This is a genomic window from Peribacillus asahii (assembly GCF_003570725.1).
GTDB lineage: Bacteria > Bacillota > Bacilli > Bacillales > DSM-1321 > Peribacillus > Peribacillus asahii.
Map to the genome: position 1 here is coordinate 14,759 of NZ_QWVS01000025.1, position 25,420 is coordinate 40,178.

Sequence of the window (25,420 nt, forward strand, 5' to 3'; positions counted from 1 at the left end):
TTATACAAACTATCACTGTGCTTTTTTACGTTTAGATGCGACCGGAATAGATGCCCACTTCGGTGTATTGTGCTTAATTTTCGCTGTCACAATCGTCATGTCATCGTCAATTACTCCTTTCGTTCGAATGACTTCTTCTAAAATTAAATCGGAAATCTCTTGTGGATCATCTGTTTTCAGCTCTTTAATTTTCCGCTTCATCCAAAATTCAATATTTTCAATATGATCTGGTCCTTCAAAAATACCATCGCTCATCATGATCAGCACATCGCCTGCTTTTAGCTGTTCTGATACTACATCTACATCAAAGTCTTCAATAATCCCCATTGGTAAGTTACTAGATTCAATTTTAATAATTTTATCTCCTCTTTTTATGAAACTTGGAATTGAACAGACTTTTAAAAATTTTGCTTTGGCATCTTGTAAATCAATCATGGCTAAATCCAGTGTTGAAAAAATTTCATCGGTCGTGCGGAGAGATAATACGGAGTTTACTGATTTAATAGCAATTTTCTCTTCAATCCCTGACTGTAAAAACTTTTGTAACAGCTTTAATGTTTCCATGCTTTCGAAGTGCGCTCTTTCTCCGTTACCCATTCCATCACTAATAGCTACTGCATATTTACCACTCCCAATCTCAAGTGTTGTATAGCTATCTCCTGAAACAAGACCGCCTCCTTTAGCCGCATGGGCAACACCCGTTTCAACTACAAACTTTTTAGCTGAACGAAAAACGACTTCGCATTCCCCAGCTGGATTCATTGCACATTGCTCTGAATGAACAACTACAGTTTCCCCCAATATATCTGATAGCATTGGTGCTATTAACTTTTCACACTCTCCTCTCCCTTGGCAATAAGGTACTCTCATTTCAATATCGACATTCCCTTGATCTAAGTTATAGATTTCAATATGGCCAATATGAAGGCCGAAATCTTGAATCGCCTCCATAATTAATTCTTCATGTTGATGATGGCTTTGCCTTTCTCTTTGAATTTCTTTAGCGAAGTCCTCCATAACTGCGGATACTCCCCGCAATTGATCTGCAACTAATCTTCTGCTCTCCCTTACCTTTCTTTTTAATTTTTGATTAGCCTCATAAAAAGTAAGCTCATGTGCAATGGCCGCAATGACTTTAGGACCTGAGCGGCAATATTTCCCCCACTCATTCGCAACTTTTTGTGGAAGCTGCCCATCATTTTCACTAAGTTGATACATAATTTCGTGCATGCCTTCATATGTTGTATTAAAGTTTTTTACCCAACATTGTTCTTTTCTAAAGCACATTTGACATGTCTTTTCAGTCACATTCCCTAAAAAGTAATCAAATTCTTTTTCTTCTTCCTCCTGTATTCCATATTCATCTATTTGTGAGAAACTGTTAGACAGAGCCTCAAACACGTGAGAAAATTGCTCGACCCTTTGAGCTGTTACATCACGAACTTTACGAGCATATTGCTGCTGTTCATCCAGATGCTCTGTCGTCCCAGGGATATGTTTAGAAATTTTATGAATTAATGAAGTAGGAGTTAAGAGAAATAACGCCACCGCAACTAATGATTCATAGAGGGTGATCATAATATTACCTGTCCCTTCACCGTATAAACCAATTAATAGCGTCGCAATTAATAAACCAATTGCAACCCCGGCTTTTTTCCCTTCCTTTAATAGGCCCCCAAGTAAACCTGCAAAAGCAAGTAAACTCATCTGATAGAGACTAGCTATACTCGCTAAACTAAATATCAAACCAGTGACGACTCCTACGGTTGAACCGATAGCCGCACCACCTGCTAGTCCAAATAAAAGTACAAGGTATCGTGAAAGAACATGGTCTAATGATATATCGTAAAGGACCCAACCTATCGTTCCTGTCATCACAGAAGCCAGCAAAATAATAATGCTAATAATTTCCTCTGTTTTTAACGTTGGTGATCTTTTTCTAATCGATAGAAGTGGAATAGACTGAATAAAGATTAACGTTAAAATCATCGCTAATCCTGCTTCAACGCCAATCATCATAAGATCGTAGAGTTGAATGGATTGAAAGATAAGATAATGTTCGGCTAAATTGACCAAAAATAAAGAAGTAAATACATACAGTGCGATTGTCTTAAATTGCCCCTCGACATCCGGCTTCCTTATTTTATGAAGGATAAGGAATAAAAAGACCGACGCAAAGATGACAAGACTGTTAGAATAATGAAGAGTGAGCGCTCCTGCAAGTAAACCAATGAGAGCTAATGGTGCATGATCTCTTCTTACTAAGAAAACAGCTGCGAAAAATGGTAGTGCAAATGGAGCTAGTTGTGACAGAATTAAGGCTCTTCCTAAAAGAAAGCCAATAATAGCTACTGGAATTCCTTTATTTGAAAATAAATCTTCCATTTTAACCTGTAGCCTTTGAAACCAATTAATAGCCCCTGTCTTCACATTCTTCAGTTGAACTTCACCTAAAGGTTCTATTAAGCTTCGATTCACTTTTTCCATTACACACACTCCTATCCTTCTTAGTGTGTTTTATTATAAAGAGTGCTTGTTCAATTTTTTGTCATAATTTTAAAAGTGGCTATAAAAAATGTTCGACGGAATTCTTCTCGAATATCCACATGTATACAGGTTTTTAAAAGCGTATGGGCCCTTTCCAAACATTCACATCCATTTCCTATTCAAAATCCCCCTCTTTTTAGCTGATTTTCGCAAAAAATCATTAGTATATTTTCCCTAATGCTAGAAAACGACAAAAGGTTAATTTTTTATTGACAATTTTATAAGGCGATTGTAAGATATATCTTGTGCTCAAAAAGAGTATCATGGCGGTGTAGCTCAGCTGGCTAGAGCGTACGGTTCATACCCGTGAGGTCGGGGGTTCGATCCCCTCCGCCGCTATCTTTCATTTTTTAAAAAGGCCCCTTGGTCAAGCGGTTAAGACACCGCCCTTTCACGGCGGTAACACGGGTTCGAATCCCGTAGGGGTCATCGTCAAAAATGCCTTAGGCTCATTCTCTACTATTAATAGAAGAAAGCCTAAGGCATTTTTTATAGCTTTATAAAACAGACTTATAGAAAGTTTGACCATAAAAAAACAAGCCCTTTAAGGCTTGCCTTTATATAAAATATGAAATGGTTTCACAGGATCATTGCTAGAATATGATTTTCAGCAGCAGTCTATCCGCGTCTTCCTCCTCTGCCTCCCCGTTTTGTTTCGGTATTGCGTTTGAGGGAAGCTAAGCGGTCTTCACTATCTTTTAAGAACTTTGCCATTTTTGTCTCAAAAGTTTCCTTTGGACGGAAACTATCTTTAGAACGAAAATCCTTAGAACGGTCATTTCCTCTATTTTGGCGCGGACGTTGTGAATAAGATGATTGTCCTTCTGGACGATCTTTTGCTTTCTTAATAGATAAGCCGATTTTACCATCTTTCTCAACATTAATGACCTTTACCTCTACAGCATCGCCTACTTTAAGATGATCATTAATATCTTTTACATAGTTATCAGCTACTTCACTGATATGGACAAGTCCCGTTGCACCTTCAGGTAATTCTACGAACGCACCAAAATTTGTAATGCCTGTTACTTTACCTTGTAACTTGCTGCCTACTTCGATTGACATAAAAAAAATGTTCCTCCTTAGAAATGTTCAAAATCGCTTCACTATCTATTATAATACGAAAGGAAAAAAACAGTGTCAATATTAGTCACTGTCTTCATTATTTTTTGGTAAATTAAAAATAATTTCTCCCTCTTCTGATAAGAAGTAATCCCGTCTTACGATTTTCGCTATATACTCATCATCATTCAACTTTACAATTTCCTCTTTAAGTACCTTTTCTTCCTTCTTAAGCGTCGCTAATTCGTTATCGATTTTTTCCTTCTGTTGCGCTTTTTCATTCAATGCAGCATTTTGAGATACGATAGTCACTACAGCAAAAATGAAAAAAATGAACAAGCAGATTCCATATAACGTTAATCGCCGCCTTAACCCGCGCTTCTTTTTCTTCATGGACTGAGCTTTTTTTTCTTGTTGGGCAACATACTCATTTTCCATTTTTGTTACGTTTATTTTGCGGAGGCCCTTCATTCCCTTCCACCTCAATCTTTTTCTTTTCTCCACCTATTAAAGAATGTCTTTATTACATTCTTGCATTTCATTAAAATTCCTGTCAATTTTTTATAAAACTTTACGACCTTTTTTGTAACAGTATCCGGCAGCATCTTCCACAGTTTTATCAAAATCCACTGAAGCGGTTTGAAAATGATCCGTAAAATAAGGAAAATAAACTTACCCAACCACTTTAGACAAACAAATATCATTTTGAAAATGCCTATACACAGGGTGAAAATTGTGACTACTATCCATTTTATCGGAAGGAATAGTAAATAGTGAAATGCCTTTAATGTAAATTCGTATAATTTAATTACGATAGTAATAAGCATTTCTAATCCGCGTTGATACATATTTTTAAATAAGGCTTGGTAAGCAGAAAAGCCGCATAATAAAGCAAGAAATAAATAAAAGCGAAATTCCCCTTCATTCACTAAAAACAGAACATAAAAAATGAGTAACCCTTGGATCACCCAAAATAATACATCGTGAATAAATACAATCCAGCGCTTTCGTTCAGCACGCTTTAAAAATCGGCTATACGTATCGAGGGCAGCTCCAAAAAAACTGCCCATTCCTACCATTACTAGTAACGTATAAAATTGCGTCGTTAACGTCATTTGAACAACTTGCCAAAGAAGCCTTTAGCTTTCTCCCCTGAATGTTCATCCAAGTAAACAAGGTCAAAAATCTTCCCTTTAATTGAGACAATACCTTTATCGACGTCTAAATTTTTCATTTGTAAATTTTGCCCGCGGATCGAGAGAAATCCCATCGATGTTTCAAGCAAAAATTCTTCATTATCAAAACTTTCTACTTGCTTCACACCTGTAATATCTAGTAAGCGTCGACCTCTCATCGTCACATCATGTTCTGGTACAGTTCCTTTAGAATAGCTCGAGTTCGGGTCTACATATTGACTCATTCTCATCCCTCACAATAACACTAGTTTTCTAAAATGTATGTAGGGATGAAGAGAAATAGAACAAGCCTCCTTTTACTGTTCACTTCCTAGCTTTTCTTCCTTTACGACTGTATACATTTCGGCAGCCGCTTCCTTCTTTGTTGTCTCTTGAATTTTATCAATGCGAACCGTAACAAGTTTTTGTCCAAAGCGAACCGTCAGCTCATCTCCTTCTTTTACATTCGAGCTCGCCTTCGCTTGTACGCCATTAATAGAAATACGGCCTTGATCGGCCACCTCCTTAGCTAACGTACGGCGCTTAATTAAACGTGATACTTTTAGAAACTTATCTAATCTCATTGACATCGCAGATTCCTCCTTCTCTTACAATCCTTTTTTCTTTGCCTCATTCCAAAAATGATCAAGCTCAGCCAATGTATAATCTGAAAACTTTTTCTTATCTTGGCGAACACGATCCTCAATATAAGTAAAACGACGGTAGAACTTTTGATTTGCTCGGTATACAGCTTCTTCAGGCTCGATTTTATAAAAGCGCGCCACATTTACGAGTGCAAAAAAGACATCGCCCAGTTCATCTTGAATGTGGGTAATATTTGGTGTTTGGTGTTTTATTTCCGCCTCCACTTCTTCTATTTCTTCACGAACTTTCTGCCACGCTTCCGTTGCCTCATCCCAATCAAATCCAACTTTTGCTGCTCGCTTTTGATACGCTTCTGCACGCATTAAATTTGGCAAGGATTTCTCTACATCTGCCAGTAAAGAAACAAACTCTTCTGCTTGTTCTCCCTTCTCTTCTTCCTTAATTTTTTGCCAATTAACAACAACTTCTTCTTCCCCGCTTACTTGAATATCACCAAATACATGTGGATGGCGACGAATCATTTTTGCAGAAATACTTTCGACAACATCATCAACCGTAAACATGCCTTCATCTTCTCCAATTTGTGCATGAAGCATTACTTGCAGAAGAACATCTCCTAATTCTCCAATCATTGCCTCATCATCTTGCTCATCAATAGCATCAATTAGTTCATAGGCCTCTTCGATTAAATATTTCTTTAAACTCTCGTGTGTTTGCTTCTGATCCCACGGACAGCCATTCGGCCCTCTAAGCTTAGCAATAATTTGACGCAGCTTAGAAAACTCACGATATTGCAATTCGTCCTCTTTAACCGGTGGTACATATACACTCGTTAAATTACTTAACTCCATTTGACGGTCAAGCTCATATAACGGGACTTTCATCACTTTTTCCTGTGTACTCCCTGCAGCTGTCACGATATATACATTATAATCATCCGGAAGCTTCTCCATCAGTGTCAGCTTCACTTCGGAAGCAGTAAACATATCGTATACTTGTCCAATAATCATATGTTGAGTAATCTGCAATTCATCCCGATGAAGGGCCGTTCCATCCAGCAATTGAAATCCTTCAATAGGATCTATTTTTACTGCCTGAAACAACGCATCTAAAAAGCTTTGTCCCCCTTCTACCTGAATGGTAATGCCGCGCTCCGGTCCTTTTTCTAATAGTAATTGCACGGTTTTTTCTGCAACCATTGGATGTCCTGGTACCGCATATAAAATAGGTTGAGTAGAAGCCTTTTGTAAAAGCATTTCGGATATTTCCTCATAAACAGCTTCAAATCCATCATGCTTTTCATAAACGGCATCAAAGCTAATAAACTCCACTCCTTCAGCTGTTAACTCTTTAATAACGGGATGATCCATTGTTCGAACCAAGCATGTCTTTTCCTGCTTAAGCTTCTTATAGATCCCGAGTGGGAGCTGATTTAAATCCCCCGCGCCCAGACCAATGATTGTAATCATATTTGTCATGTTATTCATTACTCCTATTCCATTTATTCAATCGCTCTAATTGATTACCAAATGGCAAAAGCGTCAATTCGTCTTGTTTAAACAAGCCTGTACGTAAGATAATAACACCAAAAACAAGGGCACCACCAACAACACCAAACAGCGCTTGAATTGTAGCTATCATTCTTGTTTCACTTGGAACAATCCAATCCGCTGCCATATTAAATCCCCATAATGTAAATGCCATACATCCAACACTAAGCATAACAATTCCTATATCTTTTCCTATCCATAATGATTGTTTCACATCATTTTTTAAGACGCAAGAAAAACCAATTGTCATTCCTAATAAGGAAAGGACAGTTGCCAAAGCGGCTCCATTTATATAATAATGCGGAATCAGCCACATATCTAAGAACCACTTTCCGACAACTCCTGCTGCCACAATGAATATAGGGGCTATATAGTGTCCTAAGCTTTGAATGACAGCAGCCATGGTCATAATAAGGGATGAAAGTACAATCGATACAGAAAAAATAGCAAGTGTCACTGAACCAAGACTATCAGTATATAACATCTTATTCACGGGTTTAATTAGACAAATTAGCCCTACTGTTGCAGCTGAGCCAATCATCAGGCTTACTCGCAATGATAATCGGATTTTTGAAAGCAGCTCCTGCTCATCTTGATTCTTACCATACCTCGCAATCAATGGAACAAGTGCTAATGAGAGAGAGTTTGCTACAACCGTCCCTAATTGAAGCAGCGGTTGACCGCGATCATATATCCCCTTCCACTCTTTTGCTGTCATCTCAGCAATTCCTGCTTGCCTTAGTAAAGCATATAAATGCAGTGAATCCACCAACTGAAGGAAAACGAGGATTAAACTAGATATACAAAAGGCCAAGCCTTGAAATATTAATACTTTCATAATCAGCGGAAACTGTTGAAACTGAAGTGCATTAAACTGAACTCTTTTCCTTTTTTTATATCGCACAAAAAAAATCAGTAAAAGAGTAAGCCCCATCAGTCCCCCTGTGATTGAACCGAAAACGGCTCCTGCTCCTGCATCATACAAGGAATACCCTTGGTGAATTAAGACGGGTGTAAAAACAAGAATAGTAAGCACACGAACAAACTGCTCAGCAACTTGTGAACTTGCTGTTGGGAGCATCTCATGATTCCCTTGAAAATACCCGCGAAAGACAGCGGCTAAAGGCATCAATAAGTAGGAAAGAGAGAGAATCTTCAGTAGTTCAGCTAAATGAGGATCTGCCATTTTACTTGCTAACCAATCCGCTCCTAAAAAAAGACTCGTGGAACTCACGAGTGCGATTACACCTAGCATAAGAAAAGAGGCAGCCACTATATCCCTTTGAGCAAACTTTCCTTCAGCAATAAGCTTTGAAATAACAAGGGGAAACCCGAGTGTCGACAACGTAAGCACAATTCCGTAAAACGGATATACTTGCTGGTATATGTAAAAGCCGATATCCCCTACAATATTTTGGTAAGGTATTCGATAAGCTGCGCTTAATACCTTTACCATAATAGCCGCAATACTTAAAATAAATGCACCGCGAAAGAACTCTTTCGATGCTGAATACGGCTTATTCACCATGCTAATACCCCACTTCATTTCTATGTGGTTGTTATTATAGCATATTTTAGCAATCAAAAAGCAGCTCCAGCCAAGCAACTCGCTTAACTTAGACATTTGTATGCTTTCATACTCTACAGAAAAAGGACAGCTCTATATCGCTGTCCCTTCTCCCTATTTAATCAATAGTCTGTCTACTCTTATTTTATTGCTCCATTTGACGTGCAAGGAAGCTAGCCGCCGTCTCAACAGATTTCTGCTCCACATCGCCTACTGCCGTTTCTTTAGCAAGAATCAAAACAGCACCGATTGGGTCACCGTTCGCAATAATTGGAGCTACTGCATATGATTGCACTTCTTCATGAATGCCATCGACGAACGAAATTTGACCTTTTGGAGAAGCAATTGTAGAATTGCGATCCTCCATAATCTTCTCAACTAGTTCACTGACACTTTTATTTAGATACTCTTTCTTAGAACCACCTGCTACAGCGATGTATGTATCACGGTCGCATATTAATACAGGGTTCCCTAAACTATCATATAGCGCTTCCGCATATTCTTTAGCAAAGTCACTTAATTCACTAATCGGCGAATATTTTTTCAAAATTACTTCTCCGTCGCGATCGACGAAGATTTCCAAAGGATCTCCTTCACGAATACGCAAAGTTCTTCGGATTTCTTTCGGAATTACGACTCTTCCTAAATCATCAATTCGGCGAACAATACCTGTTGCTTTCATCTTATGTTGCCTCACTTTCATCTAAATTGATTTGGATGTATATCTTAGTAACCATTGTGCGGAGCGCTATAGCACTAGTATTTTACTAATGGAAAGTTCTATACATATTGAAGAAATATTTCTTTCCTATATAGATTATTCTAAATGAGTAACTAAGACAGAGTCGGTCGTTCCGATTAATTTTTTTCCGCTGTTTGTACCTCTTGTTTGGCCTGCTGGAGTCCCTCCACAAGCTCAAATAACACCTTAAACCATTTAGATTGCTCGATACCTTTCGTATGAACAGCAAGCTTTAAGCATTTCCCTTCCATACCTAAGCTAATCATTCTACTATGTTTCGCGGTAAGTTCGCTCACTTGTTTTAAATTAACTTTTTGTGTATCGTTTTCTGAAAATAAGATGGTAATAACCTGTTTTAATTGTTTAATGCTTTCAATACCAGCTTTCATCGCATAAACTTTCATTTCAGCCATTAAAAATAAATAATGAACTTCTTCTGAATATTCACCAAAACGGTCTCTCATTTCCTCTTGCAGCTCTTTCACTTCTTCAATTGAAGTAATACCTCTAAATCGTTTATACATCTCGATTTTTTGATGGCCATCAGCAATATACGCATCTGGTATATAAGCATCCACTTCAATATCCATATCCAATGATACTTTCTCTTCTGCCGGTTGCTCATTACGTTTTGCTTCTACCGCTTCTTTTAACATTTGCGAATACAAATCAAAACCGACTGAATCAATAAATCCATGCTGTTGGGCTCCAAGCAAGTTCCCCGCTCCACGAATGGATAAGTCGCGCATCGCAATCTTGAATCCGGAACCAAGTTCAGTAAACTCTTTAATCGATTGCAGACGTTTTTCAGCTACTTCTGTCAGCACTTTATCTTTTCGGTACGTAAAAAAAGCATACGCCACTCGATTTGAACGCCCAACTCGACCGCGAAGCTGATACAGTTGGGAAAGACCCATTCGATCTGCATCATACACAATTAACGTATTTACGTTCGGAATATCAACACCGGTTTCAATGATCGTCGTACTTACTAATACGTCGTATTCTCCTTCTAAGAAACCAAACATCACGGCTTCCAATTCCTGCTCTGACATTTGGCCATGCGCAAATGTCACACGAGCATCGGGAACGAGCATAGCAATTTCCTCTGCTTTACGTGCGATATCTTCCACACGATTATAGAGGAAGTAGACTTGGCCATCTCGAGCCAGCTCTCGCTCAATTGCCTCCTTCACCAATCCTCCGTTATATTCCATCACATAGGTTTGAATAGGGAAACGATTTTCAGGCGGTGTTTCAATAACCGATAAATCTCGAACTCCAAGCATCGACATATGAAGGGTACGCGGAATAGGTGTTGCTGTTAACGTTAGCACATCTATATTGGTTTTCAATTGCTTGATTTTTTCTTTATGTGTCACTCCAAAGCGTTGTTCTTCATCAATAATCAAAAGACCTAAATCATGATATTGAATATCCTTTGATAAAATGCGATGTGTACCGACAACGATATCAATAGTGCCTGTCTTTAACCCTTTCACGGTTTCCGTTTGTTGCTTTCTCGTTCGAAAACGACTCATCAAACCTATGGAAATCGGAAAATCCTGAAAACGCTCTCGTAATGTTTCATAATGCTGTTGAGCTAAAATCGTTGTTGGAACAAGAAAGGCTACCTGTTTTCCATCTGCAATCGCTTTAAAAGCAGCACGAATAGCCACTTCTGTCTTCCCGTACCCTACATCGCCGCAAAGCAAACGGTCCATCGGTCTTTCCCGCTCCATATCTTTCTTAATTTCAGCGATCGACCGCAACTGATCTTCCGTTTCATTGTATAAAAAGGATAATTCAAATTCTCTTTGCATATCTCCATCTGGTGAGAATGCGAACCCTTTTGCCGCTTCTCGCTCGGCATACAATTTAATTAAGTCATCTGCAATATTTTGCACAGAGGAGTGAACCTTACTTTTCACTCGTTTCCACTCTGTTCCACCCAGTTTGTAAAGCTTTGGTTCTTTCCCTTCCGAACCGACATACTTCTGAACAAGGTCAATTTGATCAACAGGTACATACAACTTATCGTCTGCTTGATAACGGATATGGAGGTAGTCTTTATGAACGCCATTAATAACTAATGTTTCAATCCCTAAATACTTCCCAATTCCATGATTCACATGAACGACATAGTCGCCTACTTTTAACTCAGAATAACTTTTAATTCGTTCTGCGTTCGATAATTTCTGCCTGCGACTCGATTTTTTTGCCCTTTTATTAAATAGCTCCGTTTCTGTAATAATCACGATTTTTTCCATCGTCATTTCAAAACCACTATTTAAACTACCACGTAGGATTTGAACTTGGCCTGGCTGTAAATGACTAGAATCCTTTAATTCAGCAGCTTCGATGTCGTAATCTGCCAGCACCCCCTGAATCTTCTTCATGCGGTCCTCATCCTGACCAAGAATCACAACGGTGTACTGTCCTTTTTTCCAATGCTCAACCTCTGCTTTAAATACATTCATTTGTCCATAAAAGTTCTGCATTTGCTTACAAGCCACGTTCACAATATTCTGTGGGTTTGTATGGGGTACATGGCGTAAAAACAATGATAAATAAATAAATGGATAAGAAGAATGCGTAATTAAACTCGGCAGGTCATGAGCTAGCTTCACATCATGAACAATTTTCCCCTCACCTAATAAATCGGTGTACCACTGGGCTTCTTCTTTCTCTAATGATTCATTAATTTCTTGAATCCGACTGATTTCATCCAAAAGAACAATTCCATCGCCGGGAAGGTAATCTATTAAACTAGCCGGTTTATCGTACGCTAAACTGAAATACTTAAAAATTTGATCCGGCTTCTGTCCTTGTTTTAATTGCTCTAATTCATGCCCCACTGTCTCAGCAAGCTGTTCCTTCACTTTATCATCTTTAAACTTTTTCAAACTCTTGCTTAAGTTGCTTTCAAGCTTTGTGATCATATTGTTAAGATGCTCATCTTCCAGTAAAGCTTCACTTACTGGTCCAACGGTCACTCGAGAAAGCTTTTCAATAGAACGTTGGTCATCAGAAGAAAATGTTCGAATCGACGTAATTTCTGTATCAAATAATTCAATTCGAATTGGATTCATTTCGGTAATCGGATACAAATCTATAATCCCACCGCGAATACTGCATTCACCTGGTGAAGAAACCATCTCCGTACGACTATATCCCATAGTAATTAATTTATGTAATGTTTCCTCCAGCTCAATATCAGCCCCCACTTGAAAGGACAACTGATACTTCTTCCATATCTCTTTTGGTGAAAGGAACTTACGGATACCAGGAATCGGGACAATAACAACACCTTTCTTCCCTTGCGACCAAAAATTCAATGCCTCTACTCGCTGAGCCCTTAATTCGGGGCTGGCAACACTCAAATCTGCTGCGATTAACTCATTTGCAGGAAACACATAAAGCTCTTCTTCCGGAATAAAATTCAATAAATCCTCTTGAAATTTTTGCGCTTGTAGAAGATTATGTGTCACTAACAAAATGGACTTATTCGTTTTCTCATAGATAGATGCGACAAGCATCGACCTTGATGAACCAGTTAAACCAGAAACCAATTGTTCCTTTAATCCTTCATCAATACCCGCTATTAACGAATGGACATTATCGTGTTTGGAGAACAAATTTTGTAATCCATTCACCATCTTTGCCCCTCCTCCCTATAAAATAAAAATTATACTTTTTTCTACTCAATCATTTACCCTGTTTATTTTGTTATAGAAAGCCTTTCAGTTTTAGCCTATTTCATGGAGCAGAGCTAAAACGTGCCAAATATAAAGTCACTAACAAAGCTTCACACAGTCAATATACTAACTGAAAGAATCCTTTATATGATGCTATTGATTTTTTTGCAATATTAGTAAATGAAAACAAACGGAAAAATGCTTTGGAATTTATCCAAAGCTCCTCCCGCTTAATGAATAATATAATCGTTTTGATATAACTCTGGATTTCTTTGCAATGATTCGTAACAATCTTCGCAAATGGATTTAACCTTAATGTTTCCAGAGGAGTCATAAACGATCATCTCTTGCCTTTCTTCATCACTCAGCTGGTTAAACCCTAACTGTGCCGCTTGTACCTGCTGTTCTTCAATAGTGCCCAGCTTGATTCCACAATGACGGCAATGATAATGGAGAGCCATATAGTAACCCCCTATACTGTATTGCCATTAGTATGAACAGAAATAAGGGATTTTTATTCATTAAGCAAGAAAGATATTTTTCCTCATACATTATTGATTATATACATTCATTACTTGTAAAAAGGGCGTCGTTAACCAAGCTTCGCATGCATTAGCACTTTTTTCAACGGTGTTCATAACATCGGGCCATTCCTCAGACGTAAATTTCCCCAATACATAATCTGAAATAGCCATTGGTACAGAAGGCCGACCAATACCAATTCGAATTCGATTAAAGTTTTGTGTACCAAGATGAGCAATAGTTGATTTAATCCCATTATGCCCACCAGCACTTCCCTTTTGACGCAGACGAACTTTCCCAGGAGGTAAGTCCAAATCATCATATAGCACGACAACATCATCCACTTCTACTTTAAAGAAACTCATAACAGCTGAAATAGATTCACCAGATAAATTCATATATGTCAACGGTTTAAGCAGAATTACCTTCTCGTTATTGATTACACCCATCCCATATATTCCTTTATGTTTTGCTTGATTTAAAGGAATAGACCATTTATCAGATAATGCATCTATTACTTCAAACCCGACATTATGTCGCGTTTTTTCATATTGTTTTCCAGGGTTACCTAGACCTACGATTAACTTCATTTTTCACACTCCGTTACAACTAAGTTTCATGGAGTCACCTTTTATTATATACATTTTTGGAAACATTAGTAAAAATAGTATCTCATATCTCTAGAGGAATGCAAGCTTCACAAGACCTAAAAGGATATATCTCTCCCCTTTTATATAACAAGATTATATGAAGCTATTGATTATTTACCTTATCTTTCATAATAGGCTATGTAAAACATTAATGTGAATCCAAACGCTGCATCACAGTATAACAAAGCCTTCATATAAAAAAGCGCAACCCATAATGTGTTACGCCTATTATACCATGTTTATTTTTTTATCTAAAATAAAGAAAGAAAGCCGACATAATCTCTACGCTTGAGATTCTGGAGAAGCGGCTGTTTCACGCCCTTCCTCATTCGTCGGTATGCCGCTTTCTTGTTGTTCACCTGTACTAATTTCTCGTTCTTGGCGAGGAGCTAAGACAGAGGCCACTACTTCGTCACCACTATGATTAAGTGTTACACCTTGTTTCATATTTAAATCAGAAATATACAGTGTTTCATTCACTTCAAGTTCTGTCACGTCAACATCAATCGACTCTGGAATGTTACCTGGCGTTGCAGTAACGGTTACTTCATGGAGAGACTGCTGAAGTACTCCGCCATCTTTTACACCAATTGATTGACCAACGAGATTAACTCGTACATTTGCTTGTACTTCCTCCGACATATCAACGATTAGAAAATCAGCATGATACATCTCGTGTTTTAACGGATCAGATTGATATTCTGAAAGCATGACTTGATATTCTTCACCTTGGCACTGTAATGAAATAATGCCATTTCGGCCAATTTCCTTCAATGTTTTTTTCAAATCCGCATAATTCACGGAAATTGCTTGACTGCCATTCTCGCTTCCGTAAACTACTGCCGGTATTTCTCCATTTTCACGCAATTCTCTTAATGTAGATTGTTTGAAGTCTGTCCGCTCTTTTGCTACTAGTACATGGCTCATCTTCATCTTCACCTTCCCAGTTTTATAAAAATTCAAGCTAGTCTACATCATCTTTCCCCTTATGTATCCAATTTATGCATAAAAAAACAGTAAGCGAAGCCGCTCACTGTTTTTTACACCTATCTATCATCAATCAAACAATGTACTTACTGATTGCTCTTCATGAACACGAATAATTGCTTCAGCAATTAAAGGTGCTACAGATAACTCAGTAATTTTTTCGATTTTCTTTTCTTCCGGAAGGGAAATAGAGTTTGTTACAACTAGTTCTTTAATCGTTGAATTTTGGATACGTTCAATAGCAGGACCTGAAAGAACTGGATGTGAACAGCATGCATATACTTCTTTCGCACCGCTCTCTACTAATGCATTTGCAGCAAGTGTAATTGTACCCGCTGTATCGATAATGTCATCGATTAAGATCGCTGTTTTCCCTTCAATATTACCAATGATGTTCATAACTTCTGCTACGTTCGGTCTTGGACGACGTTTATCAATAATAGCAATTGGTGCTTTTAAACGATCTGCCATTTTACGAGCACGTGTTACACCACCATGGTCTGGTGAAACAATTACGATATCTTCTAATTCTTTTCCACCAAAGTAATCAGCTAAAAGTGGCACAGCTACTAAGTGATCAATTGGAATATCGAAGAAACCTTGAATTTGCGGTGCATGAAGATCTAACGTCACAACACGGTGTGCTCCAGCTGTTTCTAAAAGGTTTGCAACTAATTTCGCTGTAATTGGCTCACGAGAACGAGCTTTACGATCTTGACGCGCATATCCATAGTAAGGCATAACAATATTAATAGTCTTTGCTGACGCACGTTTTAAAGCATCGATCATAATTAAAAGTTCCATTAAGTTCTCATTAACTGGCTGGCTAGTAGATTGAATAACGAAAACGTCACAACCACGGATACTTTCTTCAATGTTAATTTGAATTTCACCATCACTAAAACTTGTTACCGTACACTTACCAAGCTCTACTCCAATAGCATCAGCAATTTCTTGAGCTAACCCAACATTCGAATTCAATGAAAACACTTTTAAATTAGGATCTAAATACTGGTTTGACATGATGACCTCCATAGGTTAATTATTAGAATTTAAGTTTTTCACATAATCTTCTTTGTTAATCTGACGAGCGCGGGCAATAGACAATGCTTCACCTGGTACGTCTTCTGTAATCGTTGAACCAGCTGCCACATAGGCACCCTTCCCAACCGTTACAGGTGCTACAAGGTTTGAATTACAACCAATAAATACATCATCTTCAATTTTCGTCAAATGCTTCTTCTTACCATCATAATTGACCGTAATCGAACCACATCCGATATTGACGCCTTTTCCTACCTCTGCATCGCCAATATAGCTTAAATGAGATGCTTTGCTTTCTGCACCGAAAACTGTCTTTTTAATTTCAACAAAATTACCGATTTTAACGGAATCATGGATTTCAGATTGTGGTCGAATATGAGCAAACGGACCAATGTTCACATTGCTTCCAATGCTGCTAGAATGAGCAACAGATTGATGAATATGCGTTCCCTTGCCAATTTCGCAATCTTTAATTTCCGAATGCGGTCCAATCACACAATCTTCTCCAATCACTGTTTGACCCGCAATCGTTACACCTGGGTAAATCGTTGTATCTTGACCAATACTAACACCGGATTCAATATACGTTGTTGCAGGATCGATAATCGTCACTCCATTACGCATATGGGTTTCATTAATTCGCTTACGCATAATCTGCTCTGCCTGTGACAAAGCAAGACGATCATTCACACCTAAGGTCTCTTCGAAATCTTTTGTTTGGAATGCAGTTACAGTCTCTTGTGCAGATTTCAAAATTTCAATAACATCAGGCAAGTAGTATTCATTCTGCACGTTGTCATTTGAAACTTGCTGTAACGCTTGGAATAACGCCTGATTGTCAAAGCAATACGTACCTGTATTAATTTCTTTTACAGCACGTTCCTCTTCCGACGCATCCTTATGTTCGACAATTTTTTCGACAAGTCCATTGGCATTGCGAATAATTCGACCATATCCATCAGGGTTCTCTGCGTAGGCTGTTAAAACCGTCGCCTTTGCTCCTGTTTCTTCATGCAAAGTAACAAGTGCCTCCATCGTTTCCGCTTTGATTAAAGGCGTGTCTCCGCAAATGACAAGAGTTGTTCCTTCTTGCTTAGCTAAAACGCTTTCAGCCTGCATCACTGCATGCGCTGTTCCAAGCTGCTCAGCCTGCAAAGCATATTGACATACATCACCAAGTTGTTTTTGAACTTGCTCGGCACCGTGTCCAATAATAGTTACGATCTCTTCTATTTGAAGTTGATTGACTTGTTCAACAACATGCTGTACCATTGGTTTTCCGCAGACTGGGTGCAAAACCTTGTATAGTTTTGATTTCATTCTTGTACCTTGTCCCGCGGCCAATATTATTGCATACCGATTCCTCATAACAGGCCTCCATTTTAACCTTTTTATCCATTAAAAATATTATCTTAAATAGCGACTCATTTCAAGGTAACAATTAAAAGTACCTTTTATTATCAATTTTGGGGGAGATAAATTATTGGTATTTTTCAAATAAATAGGAGTTATTTGAATAGTAGGGGGATAAATGGAGGTCCATGCCGATGACTGTAATTTATATACATATAAAAAGAGCCTTACTAAGTAGTAGGCTCCTAGATGCAAATTTTATTGATTTGTTAAGCTAAAGAAGCGCCAGCTCCTGCTTCCTCTAATTCTGTTTCAAGTTCTCCTAAACGGTGATATTCTGTTAAGACAGCTTCTTGAATTTTACCGCGTGTAGAGGAATTAATTGGATGAGCAATATCACGGAACTCTCCATCTGGAGTACGTTTACTTGGCATTGCAACAAATAAACCATTGTTTCCGTCAATCACACGAATATCATGAACAACAAATTCATTATCCAATGTAATTGATGCAATTGCTCTCATGCGTCCATCCGTGTTTACACGGCGTAATCTTACGTCAGTTACTTCCATTAAGTTCACCATCCCTATTTGTTGTTATGAAACTTTAAATAAGTAATTCAACAAAAAAAGGCGAACTCCTTCTAAGAATTGTAAGTTTTTTAGAAAATTTAGAATTTACTTATATATTTTTCTAATTATTAAAGAAAGCTTGTCTTATTTGACGAGCGCAACTACTTCAATTTCAACTAATGCATCTTTTGGAAGGCGAGCTACTTCTACACAAGAGCGGGCTGGCTTATGTGTTGAAAAATACTCTCCGTACACTTCATTAATTGCTCCAAAATCATTCATATCTTTAATAAAAACTGTAGCTTTAATAACTGTTTCAAATGACGCTCCAGCTTCTTTTAAAACGGCTTGTAAGTTGCTGAACACCTGATGAGTCTGTTCCTTTACATCGCCTGTTACCATCTCTCCAGCCGGAGTAAGTGGAATTTGGCCCGAGCTGTAAAACACATTATTAACAATAATTCCTTGTGAGTATGGACCAATAGCTGCTGGTGCTTCATTTGTATGTACTGCTTTCATAATTCATTTCCCCCTTTAATTTAACTGTTTAAAAAATAATTCCCGCGGCTTACATTAATTTTTTTATCTCTTTCATCAACCTCTGACAATCTAATTAATGATATATAATCTTCAATCAGACGTTCCTCATTATGTTCAGACTCAACAAGTACAGCAATACCTGCTACCGTTGCTTTAAATTCTTCCAGCAAGCTTACCATGCCCTTCATGGTTCCGCCAGCTTTCATGAAATCATCTACAATTAACACATTAGAACCTTCCACTAAGCTTCTTTTTGAAAGAACCATCGTTTGGATTCGCTTAGAGGAACCAGAAACGTAGTTAATGCTCACCGTCGAACCTTCCGTTACTTTATTGTTTCTTCTAACAATCACAACGGGAACATTCAAATAATTCGCAACCGCATAAGCAAGCGAAATTCCTTTTGTAGCCATCGTCATAATAACAGAAACATTCGCTTTCGCATATCTAGCCGCAATAATGCGCCCCACTTTATTTACCGTTTGCGGATCGCCTAGAATATCTGTCATATATAGGTAGCCGCCTGGAAGTAATCGCTCCGGACTTGCAATCGTCTCACACAGCTCGTCAATAAAGGTAGCTGCATCCTCTTCTTTGATAGATACCATGTATTTCACACCGCCCGCAGCACCTGGAATGGTCGTTAATGAGCCAATGCCTCGCTGTTCAAACGTTTCTTTAATAATCGTTAAATCTTCGCTTATAGAAGACTTCGCTGACTGATATCTTTCAGAGAAAAAAGTTAGTGAAACGAGTTCTCCTGGATGCTCTAATAAATAATTAGTCATATCGACAAGTCTTTCACTGCGACGAAATTTCACAAAAACACCCCCGTTCTATTTCCGAATATTCTATAGTAACTATAACACTAATGTACGTATTTATTCAAGGCGGTTCTGAGTTCCAAGCAAACGAACAGCGTATACCTGATCACAAAAGCCGCGCAAACCATTATAAATTCTTTGCATACGAGAATCATGCTCCACTAGCCCAAAAACTGTCGGACCACTTCCACTCATTAGTACAGCATCTGCTCCAAACGTTTTCATCTGATTTTTAATGTTTGCTACTTCTGGATAAAGCGGTAACGTCACTTGTTCTAATACATTCCCTAAACCACTGCATACTTTTTGGTAATCATTATTTTCAATCGCTGCAATCATTCCGTACACATCTGGATGCTCCATATCAGAAAGCTGTAAGCGTTTATAAACATCTGCTGTCGAAACACCAAGCGTTGGTTTAGCTAAAATAACCCAACAATTCGGAGGCGGTGGTAAATGAGTAATTTTCTCACCTCGACCCTTTGCCAGCGCCGTGCCTCCATATACACAAAAAGAGACATCAGAACCAATTTCTGCGCCAATCTCCGCTAATTCATCTAATGAGAGACCAAGCCTCCATAATCTATTCAATCCTCTTAATGTAGCAGCTGCATCACTACTTCCTCCAGCAAGTCCAGCTGCAACCGGAATATTCTTTTCAATGGTAATCGAAACGCCTTTATTCACATCGTACCGTTCTTTTAATATATGTGCAGCCTGATAAGCTAAATTGCGATGATCGTCTGGCACAAAACGATTATGAGATAGAATTCTGATACTTTTTCCAGGGATCTCTTTCAATTCAATTCTATCGGCAAGATCCACCGTTGTCATAATCATTTCTACTTCATGATAGCCATCAGGTCGCTTAAAAAGCACATCAAGCGCCAAATTTATTTTAGCTGGTGCCTTCTCCATGAGCTTCACTATTTCCACCTACTTTAACGTTCTTAAAAGTTCTTGTCCTATTCTATCATATCTGAATCTATTCTAAAGGTTTTTTCCGTGTAATTTCAATGAAATGAAATTTAAGTATTTCTTCAAAGAACCTAAAGGAAAAGCGGACTTGCCTAAAGAAAGAACCAAACTCTATTATTCACAATGTAAACATAAATGATTATGCTTATACATGGAATAAGAGTTTGGTTCTGATTAGATGTGTAGATAGCATGAAGTCGTATAGTCAGACTAAGATTGTTATTGTCCCATCATTTGACGCTGCGCTTTTTCAATGGCGAGTTTCACCATGTTTCCTGCATCACGAGCTCGAATACCGCCCCAGCCTTCTTTCTGAACAACATCGTAAAAACCAAGTTCCTTTGCCAGTTCTTCCTTTAAACCTTCTGACATAATCCCTTTTCTTCTACTCAATTGAAACAGCTCCTTTTACATGCTACTACATCTATAGTCTGCACATGAAACTTTATTATCATGAGCTTTTTATAAAAACTAAAAAGCAGCAAACATAGCGTTTACTGCTTACTCTAATTACATTTCTTGTTGTTTGTTTAAAAACGTTAATTGTACGGTTTCCGTTAATACATCCGCATAGCTGTAAGATACTCTTTCAAACGCATTTTCCTCTTGGTCAAGCTCAATTACAAAAACAGCCGGGTAAGTTTCCGCCAACGTTCCAAAACGTTCTACAGTCTTTCTTCTTCCACCATTCGCCTTTAAAAGCAACCTCTTTCCTAGGTTTGAATCAAGTGCCGTTTTAATATCAGCTAAAGTTTTTGGCATTTTCGGTCCACCTCACTAAGTATAGTATATCACATTCTGGGTTGAAACGCAAATAAAATATTAAATTATATCAGCACTTAAAAATGTTTGTCAATAATTTTTATTATAAAATCCATTAAAAATATTGGCTAACCATAGTATGGCACTATTATTGAAATATTATGTAAAGCTGTTACAACTGTTTTGCTCTACATGAAAATAAGCTACATCTGTATGAGAATGCAGCTTATTTTTCTTCTTGAATGGGTTTAAACGGCAAACCTGTTCGCAGAACCCCTCTTGTTTCAATGCCACCTAACCCTTTTTCCCCCGTTAATGTATTACGCAGTACATCCCATACATGTATATACTCACGAAATGGTGTAAAACTAATCTTCCCTACTATATAAACAGGATCTAAAGCATGGATATTAACCCGCGAAGGAGAACTTGCAAAATTGGCCCCCGCTTGAATGATAGATTCAAAATGGGACTGACAAGCTCCTGCAAAAATAATAAGATGATCTAAGCTTGCTACTTTTTTGCGCGCTTCACGAACTGTCTCGACAAATTCCTTCGAATGGCGATAGGCCTGTAGATCCGTTATACTGCCTTTCGATTTCGAATAAGAATCATGCCCTGTAATAACGAGAATATCAGGTCGATAATGATCCAATAAGCCGCCGATTTTATATGGCATCTCTTTCTCATTACAAAATACACCGTTTACAGGAATATGAAATTTTGCATATAAGTCCAAACACTTGCGTAAATAAGATGCATCTCCATCAACATGAAGCACCTTGCCTGGTATTTGGAAATAATCCCCATCGTATCGATATCCGTTACTCGATTCGTAACCGCTCTTTTGCTGCTGCAATTCTAAATCTTGTATAAGTAGACGATTGGATTGCTCTTGTAGCTCTTTTGTTGCACGCTGGCGTTCATTTCGCTCTTCTTCTTGAATCTTTACTAAATCTTCGAAAGGAGCATCTGCAATTAGCCGAAACTCTTCCCCATATAAAATAGCTTGCTTCTTCCCATTTACCTCTCGAATATCGATGACGCGAAATAATATATCGCTCTCATATGAAATTCGTCCAACAATATCATTAATCTGCACAGTCATGGTCTCACCCCATGAGAAAGATTCCTTTAAGTTAGGTGCTTTTATCTTTCTACAGTATGCAAAAACACAGCTCATGGTGAATATAAAAACAGAAGCCCTCCAACATGCCATGCCACACAAGCCCACAGGCACACGAGATCATAGTTTCACATGGAACAAGTCTAAAACCCTTCGACTAACAAAAAGCAGCAAAGTGCAGAAAAAGAAGCCATCTATCGCTAGACAATTAAAAAAAGCTAGAGGGCATCCCCTAGCTGATTTTCTATCTTTATTTAAATGTCCCTAATAAAGCATCACTCAAACGCCCGAATTCTTCAATCGTTAACGTTTCGCCCCGTCTTGTTGGATCAATACCTGTTTCTTCAAGGGCCTCAATAATTTGCTCTTTCTTCTCCTTACCACTTGGAAGCTGACTGGATAAATTATTTAAAATGGTTTTTCTTCTTTGGGCAAAGCTTGCACGTGTCACCTGAAATAAAAACTCTTCATCTTTTACTTCCACGATCGGCTTTTCTCTTTTCGTCAATCGAATGACTGCAGAATCTACATTCGGCTGTGGCATAAAGACTGTTTTGGGAACAATCATCACCGTTTCAGCTTCCGTATAGTATTGGATAGCGATAGACAAAGAACCATACTCTTTCGTACCCGGTTTCGCCGCGATCCGGTCTGCCACTTCTTTTTGCAGCATACAGACAATCCCTCGAATCGGTAAACGATCAGCTAATAACTTTAAAATGATTGGCGTTGTCACATAATAAGGGAGGTTCGCTACAACCATTAAATCACGTATACCTGCAAACTCTTCCGAAATCACTTGCTGAACATCGGCTTTTAAAATATCCTGATGAATAATCTTCACATTCTGATAGGGTGACAATGTATCTGCTAAAATAGGCAGTAGTCGCTGGTCAATCTCAAACGCTGTCACTTTTTTACTTCTTTTAGCAAGCTGTTCCGTTAAAGCTCCAATTCCTGGTCCGATTTCAATAGCACCGCTTTCTTCTGTCAGCTCTGCAAAGTCTACAATTCGATGTAAAATATTCGTATCAATTAAAAAGTTCTGCCCTAAACTCTTCTTAAAAGAAAAACCATACTTCTTTAAGATTTCTTTTGTTCTAATAGGTGTTGCAATGTCTTTATTCATTCTTTTCCTCCTGATTTATCCGAACCATTGCCTCAATAAACGCTTTCTTCGAAATTTGAAACATGTTCAAACGTTTATATAACTGCTTACCATTTGTATGGCCAATGCGTAACAGTACGCCAAGTCTTTCTCTTCTATCCTTCGCACCTGCCCCGCCAATTAAACCTGCATCAACAAGGTCCTGCTGTGAAATTTCTTCGGGAGCCTCTTCATCCATTAATTGAGCATCCTTCAACGCATTGCGAATCGCCTCGGGAGATGCATGCTCCACACCAATACCGCGTCCAGATTTCGGCAATCCTTCCTGTTTCGTAATAAAAGCATGCTTACAGCCCTTCACTTGCTCCGAAATTGTATTTCTAATTTTTTGACCAGGAAAGTCTGGGTCAGTAAAAATAATCACTCCTCGTGTTTGCTGAGCAAGCCGAACTTGTTCAATAACGGATTCATTCACGGCTGAACCATTTGTCTCAATCGTATCGGCATTCACTGCGCGCTTAATGGCCACAGTGTCATCTTTTCCTTCCACTACGATAATTTCCTTAATTTTTTTCATTTCTTCCTCCATATCACGAAACCTTTTTATGTTTTCACTCGTCCATGCAGTATAGGATACCAAAATATATTCTTACTTGATACGTATCACCTTGTTAATTAAGGCCCTTGCACTTGTCTTATTATAAAGCAAAAGAGATTTTAAACATATTGTGAATCTAAAAACCCATGCATCATACGTCTAGAAAGACAAATAAAAAACAGGAGATACATCATCTCCTGCTAAAAGTCTTCTAATCGATTATACGAACCTTTACCCTCTTGACGCCCCAACGGTAAGCTTCAGATTTAGAAGGGATAAACACATCAATTCTATTTCCTTTAATCGCTCCACCTTTGTCGGCTGCAACAGCATAGCCATATCCTTCAACATGAACTTTAGAACCAAGCGGAATAACATTAGGATCAACAGCAATCACCTTGGCATGTGGATTACTCTTTAAATTCATTCCCGTCGCTGTCACGCCGGAACAACCATTACAGCTTGCTGTGTAAGCGGTTGATGAAACATATATTTCTTTTCCGCCTGATGAACTACTAACATTACTTGCATAAGTAGCAGTGGGAGTAGGTGCTTTCGTTCCTACTGCGACTACCTGATCCTGCTTTTCTTTTATAACCTTTTCAGCAATAACTTTTCGTTTCACTTCTTTACCGTTTTCTTTTATGACTTCATACTGTGTTGAAATTTGACCCTTTTTCCCTTCTGTCAGGATTTTTTCTTTTCCTTCTGAAAGCGAATCATCTTCTTTTTTCACAATGTCATATTCGATTGGTGATTCCACTACATCGGTGACTTTTTCAACTCGAGTGACGTTTATTGTATTCTTTGCTTGAACCTTTTCCGATAATTTCGGCTCAACTCTATCTAATTCATTGAGCTTCACGCCTTGTTGCGTCAAAAAGTCAACGACCGTAGTCGAAGTTGACCACACTTGCTTTTTCTTACCTCCCACCACTAAAGTGAGTGGAAAAGCTTTTTCAACGGAAATTTCCATGTTTTCTTTAATAGGGGTCTTTTTGGCAGGACTCAATTTATCATGTTGTGTCACTTTAATGTCTTGTTCCTTTAACAACTCACCTACTGTATCAGTTGTTGTCCATACTTTTGTTTCCTTACCATCCTGAAGTAATGCTACTTGTTGAGCAGGTTTCCAGACGACTTGTACGTCCTCTTTTAACTGACTGTTTTTCGAGGGCGATATGTAGTCTTCAGCTTTGGCCTGAATCTCTAACTCTTTTAATATCTCAGCTACAGTAGCAGCATGTGTGCGCACTACTTGCTCTTGCCCATCAATGATGACAGTAACCGTCTGCTTTGTACCTTGATAAAACAGGATTCCAACCACTATCGTAAGTACAAGTACACTACAAATAGCATTGGTTGTTCGCTTTATCCCAAAAGACTTGGGAACTAAGTTCTTCATAGTT

General features: G+C 38.3%; 25 protein-coding genes and 2 tRNA genes. 2 read left to right on the top strand and 25 right to left on the bottom strand.

What is annotated here, in order from left to right:
- Window positions 1–12 precede the first annotated feature (12 nt).
- Window positions 13–2,487, bottom strand: coding sequence for a stage II sporulation protein E (spoIIE, locus tag D1953_RS13645; RefSeq protein ID WP_119117752.1), 2,475 nt, complete (start codon window positions 2,485–2,487; stop codon window positions 13–15).
- A gap of 325 nt (window positions 2,488–2,812) precedes the next feature.
- On the opposite strand from spoIIE, the gene D1953_RS13650 reads away from it, so the two are divergent.
- Window positions 2,813–2,886 (top strand) — tRNA-Met (locus D1953_RS13650).
- A gap of 18 nt (window positions 2,887–2,904) precedes the next feature.
- A tRNA-Glu gene (locus D1953_RS13655) sits at window positions 2,905–2,976 on the top strand.
- A 189-nt stretch (window positions 2,977–3,165) separates the two neighbouring features.
- Here D1953_RS13655 and D1953_RS13660 read toward each other — a convergent pair.
- The 24 genes from D1953_RS13660 to D1953_RS13780 form a co-directional block, all read right to left on the bottom strand.
- A complete protein-coding gene (locus D1953_RS13660; RefSeq protein ID WP_119117753.1) occupies window positions 3,166–3,612 on the bottom strand; it encodes a S1 domain-containing RNA-binding protein in 447 nt (148 codons plus the stop codon).
- An 81-nt stretch (window positions 3,613–3,693) separates the two neighbouring features.
- On the bottom strand, window positions 3,694–4,080 hold the full coding sequence (locus D1953_RS13665; RefSeq protein ID WP_119117754.1) for an FtsB family cell division protein: 387 nt from the start codon (window positions 4,078–4,080) through the stop codon (window positions 3,694–3,696).
- Window positions 4,081–4,091: 11 nt separating this feature from the next.
- Complete coding sequence (yabQ, locus tag D1953_RS13670) at window positions 4,092–4,724, bottom strand: spore cortex biosynthesis protein YabQ (protein WP_119117755.1); 633 nt, start codon at window positions 4,722–4,724, stop codon at window positions 4,092–4,094.
- A complete protein-coding gene (gene yabP / locus D1953_RS13675; protein WP_119117756.1) occupies window positions 4,721–5,029 on the bottom strand; it encodes a sporulation protein YabP in 309 nt (102 codons plus the stop codon). Before yabP ends, yabQ begins: the two co-directional genes overlap by 4 nt.
- Before the next feature lie 72 nt (window positions 5,030–5,101).
- Window positions 5,102–5,368, bottom strand: coding sequence for an RNA-binding S4 domain-containing protein (locus D1953_RS13680; protein ID WP_119117789.1), 267 nt, complete (start codon window positions 5,366–5,368; stop codon window positions 5,102–5,104).
- A 24-nt stretch (window positions 5,369–5,392) separates the two neighbouring features.
- Window positions 5,393–6,868, bottom strand: a complete 1,476-nt coding sequence (yabN, locus tag D1953_RS13685; RefSeq protein WP_119117757.1) for a bifunctional methyltransferase/pyrophosphohydrolase YabN — start codon at window positions 6,866–6,868, stop codon at window positions 5,393–5,395.
- A 1-nt stretch (window position 6,869) separates the two neighbouring features.
- On the bottom strand, window positions 6,870–8,468 hold the full coding sequence (locus D1953_RS13690) for a putative polysaccharide biosynthesis protein (RefSeq protein WP_182480609.1): 1,599 nt from the start codon (window positions 8,466–8,468) through the stop codon (window positions 6,870–6,872).
- Window positions 8,469–8,652: 184 nt separating this feature from the next.
- Window positions 8,653–9,189, bottom strand: coding sequence for a stage V sporulation protein T (spoVT, locus tag D1953_RS13695; RefSeq protein WP_119117759.1), 537 nt, complete (start codon window positions 9,187–9,189; stop codon window positions 8,653–8,655).
- 176 nt (window positions 9,190–9,365) lie between these two features.
- Window positions 9,366–12,905, bottom strand: a complete 3,540-nt coding sequence (gene mfd, locus D1953_RS13700; protein ID WP_119117790.1) for a transcription-repair coupling factor — start codon at window positions 12,903–12,905, stop codon at window positions 9,366–9,368.
- Window positions 12,906–13,177: 272 nt separating this feature from the next.
- A complete protein-coding gene (gene fin, locus D1953_RS13705; protein ID WP_119117760.1) occupies window positions 13,178–13,408 on the bottom strand; it encodes an anti-sigma-F factor Fin in 231 nt (76 codons plus the stop codon).
- 90 nt (window positions 13,409–13,498) lie between these two features.
- Window positions 13,499–14,059 (bottom strand): aminoacyl-tRNA hydrolase, encoded by a 561-nt coding sequence (gene pth / locus D1953_RS13710; protein WP_119117761.1) that lies wholly within the window; start codon window positions 14,057–14,059, stop codon window positions 13,499–13,501.
- A 342-nt stretch (window positions 14,060–14,401) separates the two neighbouring features.
- Window positions 14,402–15,046, bottom strand: a complete 645-nt coding sequence (locus D1953_RS13715; protein ID WP_119117762.1) for a 50S ribosomal protein L25/general stress protein Ctc — start codon at window positions 15,044–15,046, stop codon at window positions 14,402–14,404.
- Window positions 15,047–15,175: 129 nt separating this feature from the next.
- The gene (locus D1953_RS13720; RefSeq protein ID WP_119117763.1) at window positions 15,176–16,129 is read right to left on the bottom strand and encodes a ribose-phosphate diphosphokinase; all 954 of its coding nucleotides are present in this window, start codon (window positions 16,127–16,129) and stop codon (window positions 15,176–15,178) included.
- 15 nt (window positions 16,130–16,144) lie between these two features.
- Window positions 16,145–17,518 carry a bifunctional UDP-N-acetylglucosamine diphosphorylase/glucosamine-1-phosphate N-acetyltransferase GlmU gene (glmU, locus tag D1953_RS13725; protein ID WP_119117764.1) on the bottom strand — a complete coding sequence of 458 codons (1,374 nt, stop codon included), beginning with the start codon at window positions 17,516–17,518 and terminating at the stop codon, window positions 16,145–16,147.
- A gap of 254 nt (window positions 17,519–17,772) precedes the next feature.
- Entirely contained in the window at window positions 17,773–18,075 is a 303-nt protein-coding gene (gene spoVG, locus D1953_RS13730) for a septation regulator SpoVG (protein WP_119117765.1), read from the bottom strand.
- Window positions 18,076–18,219: 144 nt separating this feature from the next.
- Complete coding sequence (gene ridA, locus D1953_RS13735) at window positions 18,220–18,597, bottom strand: 2-iminobutanoate/2-iminopropanoate deaminase (RefSeq protein WP_182480610.1); 378 nt, start codon at window positions 18,595–18,597, stop codon at window positions 18,220–18,222.
- A gap of 17 nt (window positions 18,598–18,614) precedes the next feature.
- Complete coding sequence (gene purR / locus D1953_RS13740) at window positions 18,615–19,436, bottom strand: pur operon repressor (RefSeq protein ID WP_119117767.1); 822 nt, start codon at window positions 19,434–19,436, stop codon at window positions 18,615–18,617.
- A 60-nt stretch (window positions 19,437–19,496) separates the two neighbouring features.
- Complete coding sequence (gene ispE, locus D1953_RS13745; protein WP_119117768.1) at window positions 19,497–20,366, bottom strand: 4-(cytidine 5'-diphospho)-2-C-methyl-D-erythritol kinase; 870 nt, start codon at window positions 20,364–20,366, stop codon at window positions 19,497–19,499.
- Between the two features lie 270 nt (window positions 20,367–20,636).
- Entirely contained in the window at window positions 20,637–20,810 is a 174-nt protein-coding gene (locus D1953_RS13750) for a small, acid-soluble spore protein, alpha/beta type (protein ID WP_119117769.1), read from the bottom strand.
- 117 nt (window positions 20,811–20,927) lie between these two features.
- The gene (veg, locus tag D1953_RS13755; RefSeq protein WP_119117770.1) at window positions 20,928–21,179 is read right to left on the bottom strand and encodes a biofilm formation stimulator Veg; all 252 of its coding nucleotides are present in this window, start codon (window positions 21,177–21,179) and stop codon (window positions 20,928–20,930) included.
- A 226-nt stretch (window positions 21,180–21,405) separates the two neighbouring features.
- Window positions 21,406–22,287 carry a sporulation peptidase YabG gene (yabG, locus tag D1953_RS13760; RefSeq protein WP_119117771.1) on the bottom strand — a complete coding sequence of 294 codons (882 nt, stop codon included), beginning with the start codon at window positions 22,285–22,287 and terminating at the stop codon, window positions 21,406–21,408.
- 268 nt (window positions 22,288–22,555) lie between these two features.
- Window positions 22,556–23,434, bottom strand: coding sequence for a 16S rRNA (adenine(1518)-N(6)/adenine(1519)-N(6))-dimethyltransferase RsmA (rsmA, locus tag D1953_RS13770; protein ID WP_119117773.1), 879 nt, complete (start codon window positions 23,432–23,434; stop codon window positions 22,556–22,558).
- Window positions 23,427–23,990, bottom strand: coding sequence for a ribonuclease M5 (gene rnmV / locus D1953_RS13775; protein ID WP_119117774.1), 564 nt, complete (start codon window positions 23,988–23,990; stop codon window positions 23,427–23,429). The genes rsmA and rnmV overlap by 8 nt, the downstream gene beginning before the upstream one ends.
- Before the next feature lie 232 nt (window positions 23,991–24,222).
- Entirely contained in the window at window positions 24,223–25,416 is a 1,194-nt protein-coding gene (locus D1953_RS13780) for a resuscitation-promoting factor (RefSeq protein ID WP_119117775.1), read from the bottom strand.
- Window positions 25,417–25,420 lie beyond the last annotated feature (4 nt).